The organism is Agarivorans sp. DSG3-1 (assembly GCF_046774965.1).
In the GTDB taxonomy this organism is placed as follows: domain Bacteria; phylum Pseudomonadota; class Gammaproteobacteria; order Enterobacterales; family Celerinatantimonadaceae; genus Agarivorans.
The window spans coordinates 4,672,869-4,694,284 of record NZ_CP177241.1 but is presented as its reverse complement, the minus strand read 5'-3'; the positions used below and the strand labels follow the sequence as shown (position 1 = coordinate 4,694,284).

Here is a 21,416-nt window from a genome sequence, read left to right as displayed (position 1 = left end):
TAATATATTTTATTTATTCAAAGCGGAGGCATAGCATTAGTACATCAGAGCGTGAAGAACGTGCTATTTAAGAGTGTACTAATGAAGTATCAGCAAAACAGTAAAGGTTTTTGGCAAGTTACCGCAGCGGTGTCTACAGCCTCTTTAGTTACCTTCTTCAATCTTTACCTTGTTCAGTCTCTATTGCCTATTTTTGCTCAGAACTACGCTATTTCACCTTTAGCCGCTAGCGCCATGTTGTCGGCCGCTATGTTGGGTATGGCCTTGGGGTTATTATTCTTGGCCTCACTGTCTGATGCCGTAGGTCGACGCAAAATTCTATTGGTATCGATTGCTGTTGTTCCGTGTTTAAGCCTGTTTATTGGCTTGGCTCATCCCCAGTCTTTTTATGCCATTATTGCGCTACGTTTTTTACAGGGCGTATGTTTAGCCGGTGTTCCTGCGGTAGCAATTGCTTACTTAGCCGAACAGTTAGACTCACGCGCGTTGATTAAAGCAGTGGGTATTTTTATTGCGGCTAACTCATTAGGCGGCATTGGCGGGCGCTTATTGGGCGGTTGGAGTGCCGACCTACTCGGTTCCTGGCAAATGGCCTTTATCGTGGTGGCGCTACTGAGTTTATTAATGGTGGTGTTGGTGTTTGTATTGCTGCCACAAGAGTCAGCCCATACTCGCCAAACTTGGCGCTTATGTAGCAGCCTGGCGAACTATAAACGTCACCTAAGGAATCCCCAGTTAGTATGTGCTTACTTAGTGGGAGGGGTTGCCTTTGGCGTATTCATTAATCAATTTTCTTACCTGACTTTTATTTTGGCCGACGCACCGTATTCGCTACCTGCAAGCTTAACCTCTTTATTATTTTTAAGTTATTTAGGCGGTACATTTACCGCATCTTCAGCTGGGCGAATTGCTCAGCGTTACGGCAGCAAGTTATGTATTTTGCTGGGCTTGTTAGTGATGGCCGTTGCTAGTGCATTGAGTTTATTTGAGCCACTTTGGATGATCTTGCTGGCGATGGTGGTGTCTTCTATGGGCTTTTTCTTTAGCCATGCACAGGCCAGCGCTTGGGTGAATCAACACGCCACTAAAGCCAAGGCCAGCGCGTCGGCTTTATACACCATTAGTTATTATGTGGGGGCTGCCGGTGGCGGCGTATTAATGCAACCATTTTATAGCGCTTGGGGCTGGCAGGGTATTGTGGCGTTTAATGTTAGTGCGTTGCTTGGTGTAACATTATTGGCTTATTTCATCTTAGAAAAACCGACAGACCAGCTTCATCCAGCTAATCCGTAAGTCATGTTTGTAACTGGTAATTTGGCTAAAGTACGCCGCCTAATCACACTGCTACCTGCTCATCAATAAGGCTATTTAACTCTCCACTAAATGGCTTTTTCTTGCTTATCCCTTTGTATTTATTGTTTTTTGTCAACAAAATGTCACATTTTGTTCGCAGTTATTGTGTTTTTCTGTCATCAATTCTCGTCAGGCTAGACCAGTTAATGGCGCCACTTCGTTGTGGCATTTTTTGTTTTCTCAGGGACGAGTATTATGAACCCCAATAAAATAGTGTTAGTAGGCCTATGTGCGCTAAGTGTTAGCTCACAAGCCGATGTATTGATTAGTGAATACATTGAAGGAAGTAGTTTTAACAAAGCGATTGAAATTGCCAACTACGGCGACCAAGCGGTGGATTTAGCCAGTGCTAATTACCAGCTTCGTTTGTTCTCAAATGGTGCCACTAGTGCTACCAACACCCAAGATTTAAGCGGTGTTTTAGCACCTGGCGACACCTTGGTATATGTAAATAGCAATGCAGTTATTGGCAATAATGACAATGCTTTAATTCCTGTAGGCGTAGGTATTGAATCAAGCGTGGTTAACTTTAATGGCGACGATGCGCTTGGTTTGTATGCCAACGATGTATTAGTGGATCGTGTTGGCCAAATTGGCGTGCGAGAAACTTGGAGTGATGGTGGTGCGTCTACTAAAGACCAAACCTTACGCCGTTTAGCCGAAAGCACGCCAGACAACAATAATAGCCAAGAGTTCGTGATTTCCTCACGCTGGTTTAACTACGCTAAAGACACCGTTAACGGCTTAGGTTGTATTGGCCAACAAGCTTGTGACGACACTGGCGGTCCAATTGACCCGCCGGTTTCAGACATCGGTCAATGTGGTGACCCTAGTACGGCTATTCACAGCATTCGTTCTGGCAACATATTAGGTCAAGAGATTGTTGTAGAAGCGGTGGTGGTGGGTGATTTCCAAGGGAATGGAACGGATAACCAATTGTCTGGTTTTTTTGTTCAACATGCCAATGCTAACTGGGATGCTGACGCTCAAACCTCAGAAGGTATTTTTGTCTACCACTTTAATGACCCCGTTACCGTGGGCCAACGCGTTAGAGTACAAGCTACCGTGGCTGAGTATAGCGGTGGCAATCAGCTTAAAGATGTGGCGGCTTTATTGGTGTGTGGCAATGAGGATTTGCCTAACGCAACAACACTAACGTTACCCTTAGTAGACCAAGACTTATATCACTTAGAAGGCATGCGTGTCAGCCTGCCGCAAACCTTGCACGTTACCCCTGCTTACACCTTTAACCGTTATGGTGAGTCGGTGTTGTCGTTAGGTAAACGCTTTAAATCAACACAAGTATACCCAGCAAATACGCCTGAAGCGGCAGCCTTGGCTGACGCTAACATGCTTAACCGATTGGTATTAGACGATGGTTTAAGCTCGCAAAACCCAGACGAGATCAGCTACTTTCCTAACTTTTCTGCTTTGAACAGCTTACGTGCAGGCTCACAGATGACGGGCGTAGAAGGGGTGATTAATTACAGCTTTGGTCAGTTCCGTGTGCAGCCAACAGCGCTTCCAACTGTGATTGATGCTTACCCAAGAAAGGCGATTCCAGAGCTTGATGAACTCGGTAACCTTAGTGTTGCCAGTTTTAACGTGCTTAACTTCTTCACCGATTTGGACATTGATAATGCGACGGATTTTCGTGGTGCAGATACCGCAGAAGAGTTCGAGCGTCAGCGAGCTAAAATAGTGTCGGCCATGGTTGCCATGAATGCCAACGTTGTGGGTTTGATGGAAATTCAAAACAATGGCTTTGCAGCAGACAGTGCGATTCAAAACCTGATTGACGCCGTGAATGCGCAATTGCCAGAAGCACAGCATTATGTTGCGGTTAAACCCCAAGTTGATCGTATCGGTAACGATATGATTGCAGTAGGCATCATTTACCAACCAGAAGCGGTGCAAGCCAATGGCGATGCAGAACTAATTCGCGCTTACCCGTTTGATGCTGATACAGCTAAACATCGCGTTCCATTGGTGCAACAATTTAGCATGGTAGACGGCGGCGAAAGCTTTTACGTTGCGGTAAACCACTTTAAGTCTAAAGGCAGCAATTGTAACGCTTTAGGTGATCCAGACATGGGCGATGGGCAAGGTAACTGTAACGGCCAACGAACCTTAGCTGCGCAAACTCTAAGCCAGTTCTTTAGCGAAAAACAAAATGTACTGCTTTTAGGAGACTTTAACGCCTACGCCAAAGAAGACCCCATGTTAGCCTTTGAAGCTGCAGGCTTTAACAACCTAGTTCCAATGTTTGAAGCCAACAGCTATTCATACTATTACGATGAAGAAGCCGGCAGCTTAGACCATGCTTTAGCCGGTGCGGCCTTAACGGCGCGGGTATTAGATGCCACCGATTGGCACATTAATGCCGACGAACCTACAGGCTTGGATTACAACACTGAATACAAATCAGATGCGCAATTGGCTAATTTTTACGCCCCAAATGCTTACCGCGCATCAGACCATGATCCTGTGGTGATTAGTCTAGATATGCGCAGCGCAGGTACCATTAGTGTTGCGGCTCAAACCAACTTGGTTGAAGGAACCACAAGCTCATTAGCATTTGAGCGCCTAGAGGGTGATTTTGGTGAAGTAGTGGTGAATTACCAAGTTGTTGCAGGCAATGCCGATGCGAGCGATTTAGCGCTAGTAAGCGGGGAGCTTGTTTGGGGGGCAGACGACATGAGCAGCCAAACGCTTAGCCTTGCTGCCTATGCCGATGAATTGGCAGAGGGCCAAGAAACGGCCTACCTAATGCTAAGTATTGAACAGGGCTCTGCTAAATTGGCCGTACCACAAGTAGAGCTGTTGATTGACGACGCTACCGCGTTAACAGTGTCTATGGCGCAAGCGCAAATAGAAGTAGACGAAGCCGCTGGCAGCATAAATATTCCAGTGGTGCTTAATGGTGAAGCAACTAGCAAGACCAGTGCTTGGGTATTAGTCCTGCCGTCTTCTGCTAGCTGGCGTGATTACCGCGCACCGTTTATTCAACGAGTTACTTGGAATGAAGGTGAAAGCGGTGCTAAAAACGTTCAAGCTCGCATCGTTGATGATCGCCACGGCGAAGCTGAGGAGCGCTTTAAGGTACTGTTATTCGGTGCTTACCCAACGGCACTAGGCAATATAACTAGTACTTGGGTCACCATTAAAGATAACGATTAAACGCTAGATGTAGCCAATAAAAAAAGGCGAGCTAATCAGCTCGCCTTTTGTTTGAATTGCTTTAACAAGGCCTAGCGTTTGCTGGCAACAATGCTATAAACCAAAGGTGATTCGTAATGCTCGTGCTCATAAATAAACTCACCGCTTTGGCGTTCTTTTAAACCCTCAAAACAGTTGTAAGGGCTATAGTCATACTCATTCAGCTGCTCAATCACCAAGCCTGCTTTTATTAATGCATTCACTACGTCTGATACAGGGTGACCCCAGGTTAACATAGGGCTTACTTCGCCATCATCGTTCTCGGTGTAGGTGCCTTCTTCGTCTAAATCTGCGTCTTCTCGGTGAAAATAGCCATAACCGCTAATTAAGTCGTGTACTGGGTGAAACTCGGCTAAACACAACTTGCCGCCCGCCTTTAAGCTATTGGCCACTACTTGCGCCCATTGGTCTATATCAGGTAACCAGCATAACGCCCCGTAAGAGACAAAGACCCAATCATGAATAGGCTGAGTTTCCTCGCCATAGTGGTAAACATCATCACAAATAAACTCGGCCGTTAAGTTTGTTTTCTGGGCGAGCTCTTTGGCTTGATTAATCGCTTCGCTGGATAAATCTACCGCTGTGACTTCTGCGCCTAAACGTGCCCAAGAAAGGCTGTCTAAACCAAAGTGACATTGCAGGTGCAGCAGTTTTTTGCCCGCTACCTCGCCCATTAGATCTAGCTCGATAGATTTAAGCGAGCTATTGCCCGCGATAAAGCTAGGCGCGTCGTAAAACTCAGAATCTACATGCAGCTCGGTACGTTTATCCCAAGCGGCTTTGTTTAAGGCTAAATAATCCATCGCAGTTACTATTTAAAAGGTGACAATGCAGTAAGTGTACCCAAATTTTGAATAGTTTAGTGGATAAAAAGGGCTCTGCGGCAAAGTTTTTATGATGAATTTTACCGATATATCTTAGTGTTCGCGATTAACGAAGCGATGGTGATTCACCAATAGATCTTCTAGCAAAATAACACCTAAGCAGACGCCGTTCGCTCCTTCTACCACTACGACAGTATTAGGTTTGCTTATGAACTGTGTGAGTAGCAACTCAAAAGATGTATCCATGTCTACAGGTAAATGATCTTTATGCATGACTTGGTGAACCCGTTTGTTTAAGGTCATTAAGTCTCGATTCTGCTCGCCTTTAGTATTTAGGTAGGGACTAACGGCTGCGTTTACATCGCTTTGATGCAATACCCCAATACATCGACTTTTCTCGGTAACTAATAAGTACTTTGAATTATGCTTTTTAAGCTTTTCAAGTGCAGTTTTTAGTTTGTCGTCAGGGCCAACTTTGGGGAGTTCTCTTTGCATTATGGTTTGAGCGTTAACAATGTCATCTTTGTGAACATACTGAGTCAGCTGCGGGTAAATATTATCTTCACCATCAGCCAGTATATCTTGCAGGCTTCTAGGCTTACTAAAAATATAACCCTGTAACATATCCACATTTAATTTAGAGAGTAAAAAGAGTTCCTCTTTTGTCTCTACGCCCTCTGCAATGACTTGCCCGCCCATTTTATGGGTGAGCTTACAGAGCATATCTATCATCGAATACTCATTCGACTGCTCGGTTAAACCTGATACAAAGGAGCGGTCAATCTTAACTATATTTACCGGAATTTGCCGCAAATAGGAAAATGAAGAATATCCTGTTCCAAAATCATCGAGAGCAATCGCAATATTATGTGCTTTTAGCTTATCTAACCATTCAGAGTGGTAGTAAGAGTCATCAAAATAGGCAGACTCGGTAAGCTCAAGAGTGATTAGGCTCAAGTCAATACCACTATTCTCAAAAATAGTTAAGGTGTCTTCTAAACAACAGTGTGAAACGCGGTCATTTACCACTGAACGATTGATCGACATGCCTAGCCTAGCGCTGTGGTAGTGTTTTTGTAAAATGGGTAAATCGTTTAAAGCTTGTTTTGTTACTGCAGCGTCAACTTGGTCTATCCAGCTGTATTCTTCAGCAATTTCAATCAGCTCTTGCACATTATAAGGGACTTTTGTGTCTAACTTGATTCTAAACAAGGCTTCAAATTTCGCTATTTTTAGCGAGGGTGTAGCGACAATGGGTTGATAATAAACTTCTATTTTATTTTCTGTTAATGCTTGCTTGAGTAAAGCAGCTAAAATCGACTTTCTGTCGAAACGCTTGGCTAAGCGTCGGTCAAAATAATACAAGGACGATCCATTATCTTGAGGGTTAGCAATGAGTGCCTGAGTGGCATGGCTTAGCAATTGAATCGGTGAAGTCGCATCAATTTGCAGTACCGATACACCACCGTTCACTGTGGCAGATAAGCCTATATCTTCATTGCTGTTGTTTCCTTCAAGGGCTTTCATTGCTTGCTTTAAAGTGGTTTCAATGTCTTCCATTTTTTTAGGTACCACCCAGTATGCAGAAAACATTCTGGCATTAAGTATTCCAAGGTGACCTTGCGAAACCAGGCTACTGAAGCGCTGAGCGATAAGCCATTGGCGAGTCATTGAGCTAGCGGTTTGGGCGAGGGAGACGTTAAACACTAAGCAAATAATGGTGACTTCGTTTCCGAGTTGTTGATAGTCAGCGTTGAGCTTTTTCGTAAAGGCATTTTTGTCGGGCACATGTACTTTGGTACTGCCATTGGGATCATCTTCATCCCAAAGGTCTGTTGCAGTATCTAAACGGTGACTAGAGGATACGTAAACATGGGTATCGCCGGGCAAGTCTATACGCTGTATTCGAGCTTCGTGAGCATACACTTCACCAAGTTTAGTTTTGGCCAGGAGCTCACCTGTCCAAATCTTATGTTGGTCAACATGTTGCCAAAGTTTCTGATAGAAGGTTTGGGTATAGCGGCCGCTTTTCATTATTGCTGCGGGTTGGCCTAGCAGCTCATGTTCGGGGTAGCCGGTGTTGCGACACATCGCTTGGTTCACTTTAAGAATGGTATGGTTTACATCCGCAATCATGAACCCTTCATTCGATTTGTTGAATATGCTTTTAAGAAACTCCAGCTCTTGTTGCTTAGTGAGAAAGTATTGTTTTAGCTCTATTGTTCCGGTGACTTCTTTATTATCTGCCGTTGACCCATCAATAACTATTTCAGCAATATAGCGATGTTGATAGGCGTTAAGTACCGCCGTTTGAATGATTGACTCGCCGGTTTTTAAAGCCAGTTTGATGTGCTTTTTTAGCTGCGTTAGTTGTGCTTTCTCAAAGGCAGCGAATAGTTGAGATAGGGTGAGAATGGTCTGATTTGGGTAGCCCAGTGTTGATATAAGCTGTTGTGGGCAGTTGAATTGGTTTGTATCAAGATTTATTGACCACGCTTGTGGAGTAAATCCTTTTACTCTTTGAAAGGCTGTATCATCTATTACCATTAACCCAATCCCTACCCATTATTACTAATGTCATCATTCCAACATCAAACCTAGCAATAGATTCATTAGAGACTATTAACAATAGCAAATACTTAGAACTTAACTGATTAATTACTTAAGATAGCTATTTTTCCTTATAACACTCAAATCAACCTATAACTTAAACTTATAGGTGCGGGTTTCTGCTTTCTTATATTCCTCGTTAATCTACACCCATCAACGAAATGCAGACTCAACAAACCAAGGGTGAAATGATGAACAAAACACTTATTGCACTAACTATCGCAGCGTCAACTTTCGGCATCTTGCAAACAGCCAACGCGTGTACTACTGCGGCTTATCACAACGGCGAAGCACAAGTTACTGTTCGCACTATGGATTGGAACGGCTACGACAACGCCACTGTGGTAGGCAAGGGGCGTGGCATGGAACATAGCTACAGCGACACCGATGGAGTAAGCACCAAAGCCAAATACGCCGCTATTAAAATTGAATCATTCGCCGATGCAACGGTAGCTGAAGGCATCAATGAGAAAGGCTTAGAAGCGCGTATTTTGTACCTAGGTACTGCTGCTGGCACCGAGTTTCAACAAGATGTTGCAGGCACACCAAATGTAGATGCTGGCCAAGTTCCTAACTTTGTATTAGATAACTTTGCTAGCGTGGCCGAAGCGCTAGAAGGCTTAAAAGCGGTAGATGTTATTCCTACTGGCATTACCGGTATTCCTGGTCATGAAAATGAAGCCTTATACCCACCGGTGCATTACCAGCTGGTGGATGCCACAGGTGATGTAGCGGTAGTAGAGTACATTGGCGGTGAAATGAAAGTGTATACCGAGCACGGCGCCAGCTATATGAGCAACGACCCAGCTTTTGATTTCCACTTAAACTTAGACAAAGAGCAAGTAGAGCCAAACTCCACCATTCGTGCTTCCGACCGTCGTTTACGTGCCAAGTTAATCACTGAAGATTTATACCAGCGTGGTGTTACCGACAGCCAACAAGCGCTTGTCTCGATGAAGGCGACCCAAGCAACTATTTTCTCAGGCTATAACGAACAAGACCCCTACGCCGACAATGCTACTTTCCCCAGCTTATGGACCGTGTTCACCGACCGTACCAACAAAACCATAATGTTGGACCGCGCGCATACCTTTGCGGTAGAAAGCTACAGCTTTGAAATGTTTGACACAAGTGAGCCTGCACGAGTGGTATTGGGCGAGAACCCAACACCGAACGCTAACTTTACCAAGTCTTTAACAGAAAAATAAATCCATAAGCACATGAACAAGGCGGCCTCGGCCGCCTTTGATGGATAAGCCACCTTGCGAATGAAAATAGTGCAACCTACTTAGTACATAGCGCGTATCATAGGCTTTCTCCTTTCTACCCCTGGGTTGTTTATGTCATTTAGTGCCTTAGGCTTGTCTGATGAACTATTAAAAGCCGTCGCCGAACTCGGTTACACCAAGCCATCACCGATACAAACCGCAGCCATTCCGGCAGCGCTTAAGCAACAAGATATTATGGCAATAGCGTCGACAGGCACGGGTAAAACTGCGGGTTTTACATTGCCGGTTGTACAGCTGTTAGCAGGCGGGTTTCAACCGCAGCCTAAGCATATACGCGCCTTAATACTAACACCAACGCGCGAGCTAGCAGCTCAAGTCGCGGAGAGTGTAAAAAACTACAGCCAATACATGAACCTTAGCGCCGCCGCTGTATTTGGCGGCGTGAGAATAGAACCGCAAAAAGCCCAATTGCAAGAAGGGGCCGATGTATTGGTTGCCACACCTGGGCGCTTAATCGACCTTTATAATCAACAAGCAGTGAGCTTTGACCAGCTAGAAATATTGGTGCTAGACGAAGCTGACCGCATGTTAGATTTAGGCTTTATTGACGAAATGAGCCACATACAAACATTGCTACCTAGCAAACGCCAAACCTTACTGTTTTCTGCCACCTTTTCTAAACAGATTAAATCACTTGCCAAAGGCATGTTAAACAATCCGCAGTTGATTGAAGTGGCCAGCGAACAAAGCAACATTGATAAAATCAAACAAAGGCTATATTCAGTAGACAAAGCACGAAAAAGTGAGTTGTTAATACACCTGATAAGAAAGAATAAGTGGCGACAAATCTTGGTTTTTAGCCGCACTAAAGTGGGGGCTGACGTTCTGGTTACTCAGCTAGAAAAGGCGCGAATCAGCGCTGCCTCTATTCACGCAAACCGTACCCAACATGCTCGAACCCAAGTATTAGAAGGTTTTAAAAGCGGTAGTATAAAAGTGCTGGTGGCTACTGATATCGCGTCTCGCGGTATTGATGTAAGCCAACTGCCTTGTGTGGTGAATTTCGATCTCCCCTACGAGGCAGAAGACTACATACACCGCATTGGTCGCACAGGCCGTGCTGGCAACTCGGGGTTGGCCATTTCATTGTTTTGTGAAGAAGAAACCAAGCGCTTACACGCTATTGAATCCTTAATTGGCCGTAAGCTATCGGGAGAAATTGTTAAAGGTTTTGCTCCTAAACCAAAAGCTATTGCACATTCAGCAGATGACGACGAATATGGCAACTTTGAACCCGACCCAGAGCCGCAAGGCAAGGGCAAAGGGCGCGGTGGTAAGTCATCAAATAAAAAGGGTAATAAGCGCAGGTAAGGTGCTATTAGCAATTTGCTAAACAAGAGCTGTTACGTGTACGAGCGATAGCCTAAGTTGCTTCTAGTTTTATTCTTAAATGAGATTTTTTGCTGGTTTTTCGACGCAGCACTTTACAATTTTTGTTTCTACAAACATCTGATTTTTTCTTAAGTTTATTGTCAGTTATTGGCTTGGGTAGCTGATGATTCGAGAAAAAAATGATAATCTCACTTCCAATAAATGTGTGTTGAGAGGAAAGGGTCTTTGTTTAAACAAGAAATTTTTCCTCTTAATAAACAGTTATGCAGTTATCAAAATTCAGATTAGATATTAAGGTTTAAGGAAAGTTATGAATTGTACAAGTTGTAAAAATGGAGCTTTATTTCCTAGTTTTATTGATGGTCAATTTCGCGCGCATACGTGTTCAAATTGTGGCGGAAACTGGGTTTTAATAGAAGATTATGTTTCTTGGAAAGAAAGGAACGAAGACTACAACTTTTCTGAAGATATCTCGATTGAAGAATCAGAAATCACAGATACCAAAAAAGCAATTCTGTGTCCGTCTTCAGGAACAATAATGCGAAAATTCAGAGTATCTTCTGAAAATGAACATAAAATTGATTACAGTTCTGTTGTTGGTGGGTTGTGGTTAGATAAAGGTGAATGGGAGTTATTAAAGAGCGAGGGGTTAGCTGGTTGTTTAAATGCCGTAGTTACACAAAACTGGCAGCGCAATGTTCGTAAAGACAGTGCAAAACAAAACTTCTCTGATATTTATAAAGCTAAATTTGGTAATGAAACATACGCTAAGCTGAAAGAAATGCGTTCTTGGTTAAAGTCTCAAGATCATAAAGCAGATTTGAGAGCGTATCTTTTAGCTGAAGATCCTTATTCAGCAGAAAAGTAGTCAAGCAACAAAACAAGAGACTATGGCATCAATAGCTACTATGGATTAGTTGTTGTCGATGTTTAAATCAAAGTCATAGTCATCAAATCTGGTCGTCTACTTTTTTTCAATACCCAACTCCGCGCGTTTCTTCTTGGTCAGCCCTGAGGCAACAATCCGATAAGATTCCGACAGATAATATTCAAGTTCTTCATCTAACTCACTGGATGTATCGGTTTGTTGGATCCATTTCATACCCCTGCTGGCAAAGTAAGGGGCAGGGCGGTGGCCTTCTGATTCAGATAGATAGTCGAAGTTAAGATCGGATGTTTTAAAGGTAAATGCTGGCTTATCTTCTTTTAAGGTAAAACCAATGGCGAACACTTTGCCGCCCACTTTCCATACATGGGCCCCTCCCCATTGCACCACGTAAGTGGTGGCGACCAAAGCTCCACAAAACTGATTAAATTGCTGATGATCCATTGGTACTCCTTGCGATGAGTGTTTGTATAGCTAAGTAAACGGGGCAGGCTATATTGCCTGCTCAATATGGCTTTTGGGTAAGGCTAAACTAATCACGCTAGTTATTACCAGCATGCCAAAGCTCACCCACAAACAAGCGGCTAAACCGGCCATTTGAAACACTACGCCAGATAGTATTGTGCCAAGCAAGCGGCCCATGGCATTAGCCATGTAGTAAAAACCTACATCCATAGATACGCCGTCTTCGCTGGCATAACTTACCACTAGGTAGGAGTGCAGCGACGAGTTAATCGCGAACACTAATCCAAAGATTAGCAAGCCAACAATAATCGTTAATTGTGGTTGCCAGCCTAGTTGAATGAGGTAAGCGAGTACACCAGTGACTGCACTGAGTATTAGTACCCAACTAAGAACCGAAGAGCGACCTGGCACTTTACCTGATTTACTGCCTGTAATTCGTGGTGCAAAACCTTGTACCACGCCATAGGCCACCACCCAGCAAGCCATAAAACTGCCGGTTTGTATGTGCGACCAATCTAAGCTTGCACTTAAAAATACCGGTAGGCCGACGACAAACCATACATCACGAGCGGCAAACAAAAATAAACGTGCCGCTGCCAGAATGTTAATTTGTGGGCTTTTAGAGAATATTTGCGAAAACTTAGGTTTGCTTTTGGCTTTGCCTAAGTCTTTTTCGAGTAGCTTTAAGCTTAATAGCAGCACCACAAACAATACCGCCGCCATGGCCAGCATCGATAGCTGAAAGCCAATTAAGTTAAGCAGCGCACCACCTAGAAAAAAGCCAAAGCCTTTTAGGGCGTTTTTTGAGCCCGTTAAAATAGCCACCCACTTGTAAAGGCTATGTTGTTGGTCGCCGCTCACTAAGCCTTTAATGGAGCTTTTGGCGCTCATTTTATTTAGATCTTTAGCTATGCCCGACAAGGCTTGCGCTGCCATAACTAAGGGAATAGATAAAAACGCAGAGGGCAAACCCAATGCCAACAATGCAACAATTTGCATGGCCAAGCCAATGTTCATGGTGTGGTTAAGGCCAATACGCGCCCCTAACCAGCCACCAATTAAATTGGTTACTACCCCAAAAAACTCGTAAAACAAGAACAGCATGGCAATCGCAATCGCCGAATAACCTAGCTGGTGAAAATACAGCACTACCAGCATGCGCAATGCACCGTCGGTAATGGTGAAGTTCCAATAGTTAAAAGTAACTAATAGGTATTGTTTAAGTTGTTGAGGTAGTGCTTTTATCATGTTTGCCTAGGGCCTGTTGATCTTTGGTGTTGAAATTTTGTTCGAGATAAGCGGGCTTTAATTGCGGCGAGCACTTTGAAGCCTAGTGGGCTAAGCGAGAAGTGCTCAACAAAGAGTAAAGTTCGCTTATCTGAACCCTTCGGACAGCATTTATTAGCCATTTATTCAGCGTTAGCGAGTGATTATTAAGCCCACTTAAATTCACACTCACTGCCTTGCCTAAATGGCTAATAAATTGCTGCAAAAAACATCAGCAAGGTTCAACAGGTCCTAGCTTTTATCTGCTAAACCAACTTTGCGAATAAGCTCGCTGGTGCGGGTTGCGTAGCCCATCTCATTGTCGTACCAGGCATACACTTTAAGCATGCGTTTGCCCACCATCATGGTGGATTGCGCATCTACAATGCTAGAGCGTTGGTCACCTTTGTAGTCAATAGAAACTAGCGGCTTTTCTTCGTAACCCAAAATACCTTTTAGCTCGCCTTCGGCTGCTTGTTTAAATAAGCTGTTTACTTCTTCAGCGGTAGTATCACGCTCTAGAGTGAATACCATGTCGGTAAGAGACGCATTGGCTAAGGGGACGCGTACAGCATGTCCGTTTAGCTTGCCGTCTAACTCTGGGAAAATGTCGCAAATTGCTTTAGCGCTGCCGGTAGTGGTAGGTATTAACGATATGCCACAAGCGCGGGCGCGGCGTAAGTCTTTATGCGGTGCATCCAAAATGGTTTGGGTATTGGTTAAATCATGGATGGTGGTCATGCAGCCAGACTCAATGCCCAAGTGCTGTTGAATCACCTTAATTACTGGCGCCAAACAGTTGGTGGTACAAGATGCGGCAGTAACAATTTGGTGTTGGCTAGGCTCAAAAATATCGTCGTTCACCCCCACAACAATGTTGGCTACACCGTCTTCTTTAACCGGCGCAGATACCACAACACGTTTCACGCCCTGGGCTAGGTAAGGTGCTAATTTGGCTTTAGAGCGGTGAACACCGGTAGACTCTAGTACCACATCACAGCCCGACCAATCTACTTTGCTTAAGTCTTTTTCTTGGTAGCATTTAATGGTGTTGTTGTTAATCACAATGCCTTCGGCGTTGTGCTCAACGCTGTGGTGCCAGCGCCCTTGTACTGAATCAAACTCGAGTAAATGGCCCAGTGTTTCGGCATTGCCCGCAACATCGTTAATCATTACAAACTCAAGTTCTGGCCAGTCGTATGCGGCGCGTAGCGCTAAGCGACCAATGCGGCCAAAGCCGTTAATTCCTACTTTAATCGTCATTTAAGGTGGTCCTATTTGGCGAATTGCTGAATGTAGCTAAGTTGTGCGGGAACCGTGAAGGCGTTAGGGCGTTGCGCTTTAATTTTTGCAATGGCGTCGTCTAGTTCAAAACCCATGGCTAACATAATGCGCGCGGCTAACATGCCAGTGCGGCCGCTGCCGCCTTTACAATGAATTGTCAGGTTCATGCCATTGTTTAGCAGTTGTAAAAAGCGCGGCAGTAAGGTTTGAAGCTGTTCTTCCCAGGCAGCATCGGGAACGGTGTCGTCGGCCAGTGGTAAATGAAACCACTGCATATCGTAAGTAACGGCATGCTTTGGTAAATCATCTAAGTTGTTATCTGCCAGCTCTTGCTTGGTCATCATTGTGATAAGTGCAGGGCTATTTTTATAGCAAAGTTGCTGCAGTGAAGTAGACAAATCTACACCTTTAGTACCCGGGCAAGGGGTTAACAATAATTGAGCGCTATCGCTAACATCAACGGCAAAAACAGGATGTGAAGACATAAACGTACCTTAATCTTGATTAACAAATGGGGTGGTTAAATTGGGATTAGCCAACTCTCTAATTCGAGTAATTGGCTGGTTGATATAACTGGGGTTTGCCACGCGAGTGGTAGACAGCGTTTGTGCTACCCACTCTGGTAGCAGTGGATTTAAATGGTAAAAAACCTGTTGACCTTTGCGAGTGGTAGACAGCAATTTGCAGTCTCTTAGCAGCGCCAAATGGCGTGAAACCTTAGGTTGGCTTTCTTCTAGAGCCACACATAGCTGATTAACGCTAAGGCGTTGTTCATCTTCAATCAGCATTAAAATCTGTAGCCGAGTATTGTCACTAAACTGCTTAAATACATCGATAGGGGCTATTTGTAAGGCTGCTGCAGGGTTGTGGTTAAAACGCACAAACTCTGCAAGGCGCAACTCTAACTCAACAAAGACTTGCTCAAATAAAGCATCGCCATTTTCTGCGGCAGGATCAGGTAAATTCCAATGCAAAATTGCCGCATCATTAGGCAGTAGGGCACATTCTTGTTTGGCGCTATCACACAAAGTGATAATAAAGTTAAACAGCACAGGTTGGCCTTTTTGCCGCTGCAGTTGATTCTCTAGCTGTTGAATGGTTTTACTGCTTAAAGCCTTACCACTCAAGCTTTGTTGTGTTAGTAGCGTAAAAGTGCGCGGGTCAATCCCTTTGGGGTGCGTACCGGCACTGTAAGCTATAAAATGCTTAGCGTAACGCTGGTTAACTATTGCTTCTGCTAACTGAGAGCGAGCAGCATTTGCAGTACACAAAAACAACACAGACAACATGAATAAGACCAAATATGTGAAAAATCGTATATATGATATTTCGTATATTGGGTGGTAGCAAGTTTTTTTGCACTTATTATATGGGGGTCTGTAGGTTTTACTTACAGTGTAATTTTTTACAATCGGATGTAATTCTTATAGATCAAGAGTTTATCTATTTAAGATGGCTTCTCGCCATAATAGTGAGATTTTATAACTAGTTTTATTACTTTGAAGTTGGTGTGCAAACAAAGTGCGCAACCTAACTCATCTTTGCCCCAAAGTTTGTTATGTCTTCTTACGAACAACACCGTCACACACGTCTCTTACCATACCAAAACTAATGATTTTACATCTCGACTTTGCTAGTTGGTAACTAGAGAATTTGGAACAAGCTTAGCCTAAAGGGTTTGCGCACTTTTTCACTGCGATTATATACAGTCCCAGTGTTTTTCAAGCTGCTATTGTCAAAACGGTCTACAAAACTTGAGCTCTGGCTATTGATAAAATTAAAATAAAACCTCAAAGTAGACAATAAGTTAAAGAGAGAGCATGAACAGACTGGCGACTTTGCGCTAAATCACACTTTCCGAGATAGGAAGCGTGCTCATTGAATGGGATAGGAAGCACGTGCTTCCTACTTAGCGTTAACTTTTCAAGAGCAATTACTTACATTGCACAAATTTAATCAAGGCGACACTTTTATATGATAACAGAGACTATAGATAGGGAAGCTGGGGACTCTGGAAAAGGCTTTAGATTACAGCTCATAAGAGCGATAAAGCTCATGCTTCAGACTATTAAGCAGGATGCAAACACTATATTTTTTACTGCGGTTGAAAACCTTGAAGATGTTTCTCATCATACTATCGTCGATGGTGAAGTCAGTAATTACTACGAAGAAGATAAGAATTATGATCTGAAAGGTAATTTCACAATTTTCAGTCCCCCTGTTACTAATACGTTGGTCAGCTTTTTTGACATATATGTAGACCAGTTTCGCACCAGTAATAATGTATATTTGGGTTTTTATACAACGAGAAATATAGGAAAGGAGCGAAAGTCCAAGCTCGAAAGTGGTAAAGAAATAGCTTTACCGGATGAGCCCATTTTAGAAATTATTCAGTCTCTAGATCATGCTTCAGATGAGACGGTTAGCTTAGTAAAAGACATTGTTTCTGAAGAGTACGCTTTGCAGTATAAAGAAAAAAAAACATCAGGAAACTTAGGTACACTTCAAGGTCTAACTGTTGATAAGTTTAAAGAGTTTTTGAGTACAATCCTGTGGCATTTCGGTCAGGAAAATGAGGATGAACTCAAACAGACGGTTTTAAAAGACATTGAAAATTCACCTATTCACAACAATGAACATATAGGCAAAGAAAACATAATATTTTGTTTATTAATGGATAAATTGAGTGAAAGGCAGAACAGTAAAAACTTAGTTGATAAGTTAGTTCATAGTTCAGATGTAAAACTAATTTTTAAAGAAGCAGAGTCGCAAATTCCAGATGAAAGTATAGATCCTACATGGCGACACATTGCAGAGTTGGAAAAGGACGTGACCGACAAGCGAAATTTGAAAGAGAAGGTGCTTTCAGTAATAGAAGTTATTTCAGACCGACGAATTAAACAATTGGCAAGAAAAGCAAGTGCCTCTAAGTATGAAGAGCGTGAAGCGGACAAATCATTTTTATCTTTGAAATATCGTATTTTTGAGGCCTGTGAGGAATATTTTTTGATGGATGGGTATGCAGCTCCTGAAAGTGGTGAAGATTTGGATGCTGTTCTTAACAAACTTGTATCGAAAGCGGTAGAGGATATTTCTAAGTTAAAAACCGATTACAAATATACTATTTCCAATGATAAAACGATAGAAGGAATTATTTGGAATTTATTTGATGGGTGTTTTTTAGCTTTTGATGAGTATAGCGATGACTGACATAAGTGCAAAGAAAAGACTAATGTACCTAAGCGGTGAAGATTTCTATCACTATTGCTATTCCATTTTTGTCATTTTGGATTCTTTAGGCTGTCGTAATGGTAAATATTTTAGAGATTATAGAAAGTTGGCGTTTCTAACCGATATTATCGGTGATGATAAAATAGTCTATGTGCTTTCTCATTCTTCAGGAGAAAAGTTGAACCCTAAAGATTACGAGTGTTTGCTTGATAGCTATTCGAATGGATTAACTCTAAGAAGTGAAATTCTTAAGCTGTTGTTTGTTCTTGAGAAGAGAGGTTATGTGAGTTTGAATCGAGGCAAGGCGCAAGAGATTGATGTAACTTTGACTAAAAATAATCTTCCCAGTGGCTTTTTGAATAGTAATGTTTTTGCGTCTGAATCTAAGAATATAAAAGATATATCAAAGAAATATGGACGGTTAGCATCATTAACTCTGGATACCATGTTAAATAAAATTTATGTTGATAATGGAGTTCGAACATGGGCCTAATGCGAGTTAATAAGCTTGTTTATGAGGGGAGCAAGTATTACTTCGAATCAAAAGAATTCGATAAAAATATCATCCTGATAGAGGGTGACAATGGAACAGGGAAAAGCACTTTTTGTAATTTGATTTATTTTGCATTAGGTGGTGAAGTTCCAATATTTCGAAGAAACAGTGATAAGCGACACGATGAAATTACATCAGATAGCGACAACTATGTTGATCTTTATATATCGATTAATAATGAAAACTATTTGCTTAGGCGCTACTTTGGAGATAATGAAGTAACAGTAATTCCATATGAGCGGGTGGTTGAAAAAATATACTCAGAAGACAAAAATACTTTGCTTGAAGAGAAGGTAAGGTTTGTTCTGCCAGAGGATAAGACTGAAATATATCCCGTAAATAGAAGCAAAGATGCATATGTTTTTTCTGACTGGATTCTTGGGAAACTGAAAATATCTGTAGTCGAGCTTTTTCACGGTTACAATACATTTAAGATTAATATATCCGATTTGATGCGGTTGATTTATCACGACCAGCAGCCGAACCCGGAGGGGATTTATAAAAAGCCAGATACTAATTCAACATATATATCTGATTCAGAGTTGGTTAGAAAGGCTATTTTCGAACTGCTAGTTGGTGAAGCTTATTCTAATTACTACGACTCAATTGTCGAAGAAAAGAAATTGTCGAGAAAAAAAAGCTTGGCTAAAGCGGTTGTAAGTGAGTATAAGTTATTAGCCGATAAGATGCGAAAAAATGGCGAAGCTAAAAATGTCAGTTTTTTACAAAAAGAAATTTTGGACAATGAAAAGCAAATTGACAAGCTACATGACGCAAGACTGGCATTTAAGCGTAACCGGTCTAGTTCGAATACTATCAATCAAGATATTGAGTCGTGCAAGTCGGAGTTAATTGATTGTGAACTCAAGTTGAGTCGATTGAAAGAAAGTCTCGTTTCTTTTCTCGATGAAAGGTACAAATTAAACGTAGTTAGAAACGAGTCTGTTACAGAAATTAGACGCATTGAAAAAGTCATTTTTTCTCACGATCAGCTAAACCTTTTTACTTCCGATACTTGCCCATATTGCTTAAAGCATGTTGATCGTGTTGAAGGGCATTGTGTTTGTGGTGCTTCGATTGAAGAAGAGCAGTATGAAAGGTTTTTCTACACGTCAAAAGAATATAAGGATATTCTAAAAGCCAAGCTTAAGGCTTTATCAACAATTAAAACAGCTTACGATGATTGTGACTCCGAAGTTCAAGAGACCAAAAATGAAATCGAGGAGGTAGAGAAACAATCAGTGGCGTTACGTGAAAAGCTACAGGAAATGCTTGGGCGAGTCGATGAAATTGTTGATATTGAAAGCCTAAATGATATTGACGATAAAATATTGCAACTCAGAGAGGATGTCGCGAATCTACATCGATTGTTAGAAGTTGAGTCAAAACTGGAGAGTTTTCAAGAAGACTTTGACTTGGTTAGCTCAAAAGCAAAAAATGCCGAACTTAAAAGAAAAGAGCTTGAAATTAAAGCTCAACAAGATGTTACCTCAAAAGTAAATGCATTTAGTAAAATCTATAATGAGCTGATGAAAAATACCTTACCTGATTGCAGATCAGCAAAGATTAGGCTTGATAACTATTTGCCTTCGATCAACGATGGACTCTATCGGGAGACCAGTGCACTTGTTTCGATCCGGTTAATGTACTTTATTACTTTAATGCATTTATCGTTGTCCGATAAATCGGTGGCATTCCCTCGCTTTCTACTGATAGATACCCCTGAGACTGCCGGTATTGAATTAGACTATCTACAAAACTGTATTGGACAGCTTGAAGACTTACAAAAATACGGGGTTGACTTTCAGGTTATTATTTCAACAGGATTAAATAAATATCCAGATTCCTTAAAAGGCAATCGTGTACTATTTATGCCAAATAGGAAGCAGAAGGAGCATATGCTTTTGAAGGAGAAGACTCTCTAAGTGACTGTTTTTATAGTCGGGCTTACAAGTTAACAAAGCATTGCAGCGGACTAGTCGCTGAATGCGGCGTTAAGTTTATTGGAGATAAATAAGTGAGACAGGGTACTCTATATTCAGAAGAACAGGTTCCATCATTCAAGTGCCCAACGTGCAATCAAGAAGACATGCTCCCTGTAGGTGAAGTTAGTAATAGGCAGTCAGATGAGCGTTCGGGTGGGGACATTCGTGCAATGCTTCGAAGTGATATGCTATGCCAGAATGATAAATGCGGCGAGGTTGGTGTAATTGTAATGATGGGGGAAGTTTACTCTGATTGTCAGAGCGAGCCTGAGATGCTATACACGCCATCTTATGTCAACCCTGCTCCAAATATGTTTGAGCTTCATAGAGTATACCCTTACAAAGTCAGAATGCTTCTAGAGCAGGTATTTTCACTATTTTGGATTGACCACTCATCGTGTGGAAATAAGCTAAGAATAGCTGTTGAAGAGCTTTTAAATCAGAAAGGTATAGAGCAATACCGGAAAGATGGAGCCGGTGTACTTCTTCTCAGCAAAAAAGGTCATCCCACGCCAATTTCTTTGCATGCTCGCTTAAAGCAGTTTAAACAAAGAGGTAAAGTAGAAACCAAGTCTGTCACTGCACTGGAAGCAATAAAATGGTTAGGTAACGAGTCGAGCCATAGTAGTGACGGTGTTTTTCAGAATACTGTTTATCAGGCAATAATGGTTTTTGGAGCGGTACTTGAACTAATATATAACGGAAAAGAGCTGCCCGAGTCATTAGAATTTTCAGTTAGTAATATAAACTTCTTTTATCACCCGGATAAACAAGATTCACGTCCAAAAAAGAAACTGAACAAATTGCTAAAGAGTGACAGCTAACCTTTGGCATTTTTGGTTCGGTTAGCTTTAGTGATTACGATGGCTTTGCTTGAGGTCCGTGGCTTAGCTGCACCTTAGCAGGCGTTAATTCCGATTTTTCCATACTTTCTCTAATCCGAAACGCCTTCTAACAAGTGAATGCTCTAACAAGCTTTTGTCCAAAAGTGAGTTTGTTAGACGCCTGTACATCACACAAGCCTTCTTGTTTGGTTTGGTCACGCTCTGTTGTCGAAGAGTGTTGGGTCAAGTAATTACAAATCCACTATAGATCATAGTTGAGGTGTTTGATTGCTTC

16 protein-coding genes are annotated in these 21,416 nt (G+C 42.3%); 9 read left to right on the top strand and 7 right to left on the bottom strand.

The genetic code is table 11. From position 1 onward, the window contains the following. Nucleotides 1–81: 81 nt before the first annotated feature. Nucleotides 82–1,293, top strand: coding sequence for an MFS transporter (locus ACLD71_RS21770; protein WP_411992130.1), 1,212 nt, complete (start codon nt 82–84; stop codon nt 1,291–1,293). 255 nt (nt 1,294–1,548) lie between these two features. Continuing rightward, nucleotides 1,549–4,533 (top strand): ExeM/NucH family extracellular endonuclease, encoded by a 2,985-nt coding sequence (locus tag ACLD71_RS21765; RefSeq protein WP_411992128.1) that lies wholly within the window; start codon nt 1,549–1,551, stop codon nt 4,531–4,533. A 71-nt stretch (nt 4,534–4,604) separates the two neighbouring features. Here ACLD71_RS21765 and ACLD71_RS21760 read toward each other — a convergent pair whose 3' ends face one another. Together ACLD71_RS21760 and ACLD71_RS21755 are read right to left on the bottom strand one after the other, a co-directional pair. After that, nucleotides 4,605–5,375, bottom strand: a complete 771-nt coding sequence (locus tag ACLD71_RS21760; protein ID WP_411992126.1) for a class I SAM-dependent methyltransferase — start codon at nt 5,373–5,375, stop codon at nt 4,605–4,607. A gap of 114 nt (nt 5,376–5,489) precedes the next feature. Beyond that, nucleotides 5,490–7,943 (bottom strand): EAL domain-containing protein, encoded by a 2,454-nt coding sequence (locus ACLD71_RS21755; RefSeq protein WP_137671783.1) that lies wholly within the window; start codon nt 7,941–7,943, stop codon nt 5,490–5,492. Between the two features lie 251 nt (nt 7,944–8,194). Here ACLD71_RS21755 and ACLD71_RS21750 point away from each other — a divergent pair, with 251 nt between their 5' ends. The 3 genes from ACLD71_RS21750 to ACLD71_RS21740 all read left to right on the top strand — a co-directional run bounded on the left by ACLD71_RS21750 (nt 8,195) and on the right by ACLD71_RS21740 (nt 11,495). After that, the gene (locus ACLD71_RS21750; protein WP_411992125.1) at nt 8,195–9,214 is read left to right on the top strand and encodes a linear amide C-N hydrolase; all 1,020 of its coding nucleotides are present in this window, start codon (nt 8,195–8,197) and stop codon (nt 9,212–9,214) included. Nucleotides 9,215–9,346: 132 nt separating this feature from the next. Beyond that, nucleotides 9,347–10,606 carry a DEAD/DEAH box helicase gene (locus ACLD71_RS21745; RefSeq protein ID WP_411992123.1) on the top strand — a complete coding sequence of 420 codons (1,260 nt, stop codon included), beginning with the start codon at nt 9,347–9,349 and terminating at the stop codon, nt 10,604–10,606. A gap of 331 nt (nt 10,607–10,937) precedes the next feature. Next, a complete protein-coding gene (locus ACLD71_RS21740) occupies nt 10,938–11,495 on the top strand; it encodes a zf-TFIIB domain-containing protein (RefSeq protein WP_411992121.1) in 558 nt (185 codons plus the stop codon). A gap of 96 nt (nt 11,496–11,591) precedes the next feature. Here ACLD71_RS21740 and ACLD71_RS21735 read toward each other — a convergent pair whose 3' ends face one another. From ACLD71_RS21735 to ACLD71_RS21715, 5 genes are all read right to left on the bottom strand, one after another. Further along, nucleotides 11,592–11,957, bottom strand: a complete 366-nt coding sequence (locus tag ACLD71_RS21735; RefSeq protein WP_137671780.1) for an MmcQ/YjbR family DNA-binding protein — start codon at nt 11,955–11,957, stop codon at nt 11,592–11,594. Nucleotides 11,958–12,005: 48 nt separating this feature from the next. Beyond that, on the bottom strand, nt 12,006–13,226 hold the full coding sequence (arsJ, locus tag ACLD71_RS21730) for an organoarsenical effux MFS transporter ArsJ (protein ID WP_411992119.1): 1,221 nt from the start codon (nt 13,224–13,226) through the stop codon (nt 12,006–12,008). A 270-nt stretch (nt 13,227–13,496) separates the two neighbouring features. Then, nucleotides 13,497–14,507, bottom strand: coding sequence for an ArsJ-associated glyceraldehyde-3-phosphate dehydrogenase (locus tag ACLD71_RS21725; RefSeq protein WP_137671778.1), 1,011 nt, complete (start codon nt 14,505–14,507; stop codon nt 13,497–13,499). 11 nt (nt 14,508–14,518) lie between these two features. Then, the gene (locus tag ACLD71_RS21720) at nt 14,519–15,013 is read right to left on the bottom strand and encodes a protein-tyrosine phosphatase family protein (RefSeq protein ID WP_411992117.1); all 495 of its coding nucleotides are present in this window, start codon (nt 15,011–15,013) and stop codon (nt 14,519–14,521) included. Nucleotides 15,014–15,022: 9 nt separating this feature from the next. Further along, nucleotides 15,023–15,817 carry a metalloregulator ArsR/SmtB family transcription factor gene (locus ACLD71_RS21715; RefSeq protein WP_411992115.1) on the bottom strand — a complete coding sequence of 265 codons (795 nt, stop codon included), beginning with the start codon at nt 15,815–15,817 and terminating at the stop codon, nt 15,023–15,025. A 685-nt stretch (nt 15,818–16,502) separates the two neighbouring features. On the opposite strand from ACLD71_RS21715, the gene ACLD71_RS21710 reads away from it, so the two are divergent. The 4 genes from ACLD71_RS21710 (at nt 16,503) to ACLD71_RS21695 (ending at nt 21,121) form a co-directional block, all read left to right on the top strand. Further along, nucleotides 16,503–17,738, top strand: a complete 1,236-nt coding sequence (locus tag ACLD71_RS21710) for a hypothetical protein (protein ID WP_411992113.1) — start codon at nt 16,503–16,505, stop codon at nt 17,736–17,738. Continuing rightward, on the top strand, nt 17,731–18,252 hold the full coding sequence (locus ACLD71_RS21705) for a hypothetical protein (RefSeq protein WP_411992111.1): 522 nt from the start codon (nt 17,731–17,733) through the stop codon (nt 18,250–18,252). Before ACLD71_RS21710 ends, ACLD71_RS21705 begins: the two co-directional genes overlap by 8 nt. Beyond that, nucleotides 18,243–20,237 (top strand): AAA family ATPase, encoded by a 1,995-nt coding sequence (locus ACLD71_RS21700; RefSeq protein WP_411992109.1) that lies wholly within the window; start codon nt 18,243–18,245, stop codon nt 20,235–20,237. The genes ACLD71_RS21705 and ACLD71_RS21700 overlap by 10 nt, the downstream gene beginning before the upstream one ends. A 92-nt stretch (nt 20,238–20,329) precedes the next feature. Further along, the gene (locus tag ACLD71_RS21695; RefSeq protein WP_411992107.1) at nt 20,330–21,121 is read left to right on the top strand and encodes a DUF4145 domain-containing protein; all 792 of its coding nucleotides are present in this window, start codon (nt 20,330–20,332) and stop codon (nt 21,119–21,121) included. Nucleotides 21,122–21,416 lie beyond the last annotated feature (295 nt).

Coding starts and splice junctions, on each gene's coding strand:
- ACLD71_RS21725 (WP_137671778.1), bottom strand. CDS start 14,507: ATGACGATTAAAGTAGGAATTAACGGCTTTGGCCGCATTGGTCGCTTA.
- arsJ (WP_411992119.1), bottom strand. CDS start 13,226: ATGATAAAAGCACTACCTCAACAACTTAAACAATACCTATTAGTTACT.
- ACLD71_RS21750 (WP_411992125.1), top strand. CDS start 8,195: ATGATGAACAAAACACTTATTGCACTAACTATCGCAGCGTCAACTTTC.
- ACLD71_RS21715 (WP_411992115.1), bottom strand. CDS start 15,817: ATGTTGTCTGTGTTGTTTTTGTGTACTGCAAATGCTGCTCGCTCTCAG.
- ACLD71_RS21760 (WP_411992126.1), bottom strand. CDS start 5,375: ATGGATTATTTAGCCTTAAACAAAGCCGCTTGGGATAAACGTACCGAG.
- ACLD71_RS21770 (WP_411992130.1), top strand. CDS start 82: ATGAAGTATCAGCAAAACAGTAAAGGTTTTTGGCAAGTTACCGCAGCG.
- ACLD71_RS21755 (WP_137671783.1), bottom strand. CDS start 7,943: ATGGTAATAGATGATACAGCCTTTCAAAGAGTAAAAGGATTTACTCCA.
- ACLD71_RS21720 (WP_411992117.1), bottom strand. CDS start 15,013: ATGTCTTCACATCCTGTTTTTGCCGTTGATGTTAGCGATAGCGCTCAA.
- ACLD71_RS21765 (WP_411992128.1), top strand. CDS start 1,549: ATGAACCCCAATAAAATAGTGTTAGTAGGCCTATGTGCGCTAAGTGTT.
- ACLD71_RS21705 (WP_411992111.1), top strand. CDS start 17,731: ATGACTGACATAAGTGCAAAGAAAAGACTAATGTACCTAAGCGGTGAA.
- ACLD71_RS21740 (WP_411992121.1), top strand. CDS start 10,938: ATGAATTGTACAAGTTGTAAAAATGGAGCTTTATTTCCTAGTTTTATT.
- ACLD71_RS21710 (WP_411992113.1), top strand. CDS start 16,503: ATGATAACAGAGACTATAGATAGGGAAGCTGGGGACTCTGGAAAAGGC.
- ACLD71_RS21700 (WP_411992109.1), top strand. CDS start 18,243: ATGGGCCTAATGCGAGTTAATAAGCTTGTTTATGAGGGGAGCAAGTAT.
- ACLD71_RS21735 (WP_137671780.1), bottom strand. CDS start 11,957: ATGGATCATCAGCAATTTAATCAGTTTTGTGGAGCTTTGGTCGCCACC.
- ACLD71_RS21745 (WP_411992123.1), top strand. CDS start 9,347: ATGTCATTTAGTGCCTTAGGCTTGTCTGATGAACTATTAAAAGCCGTC.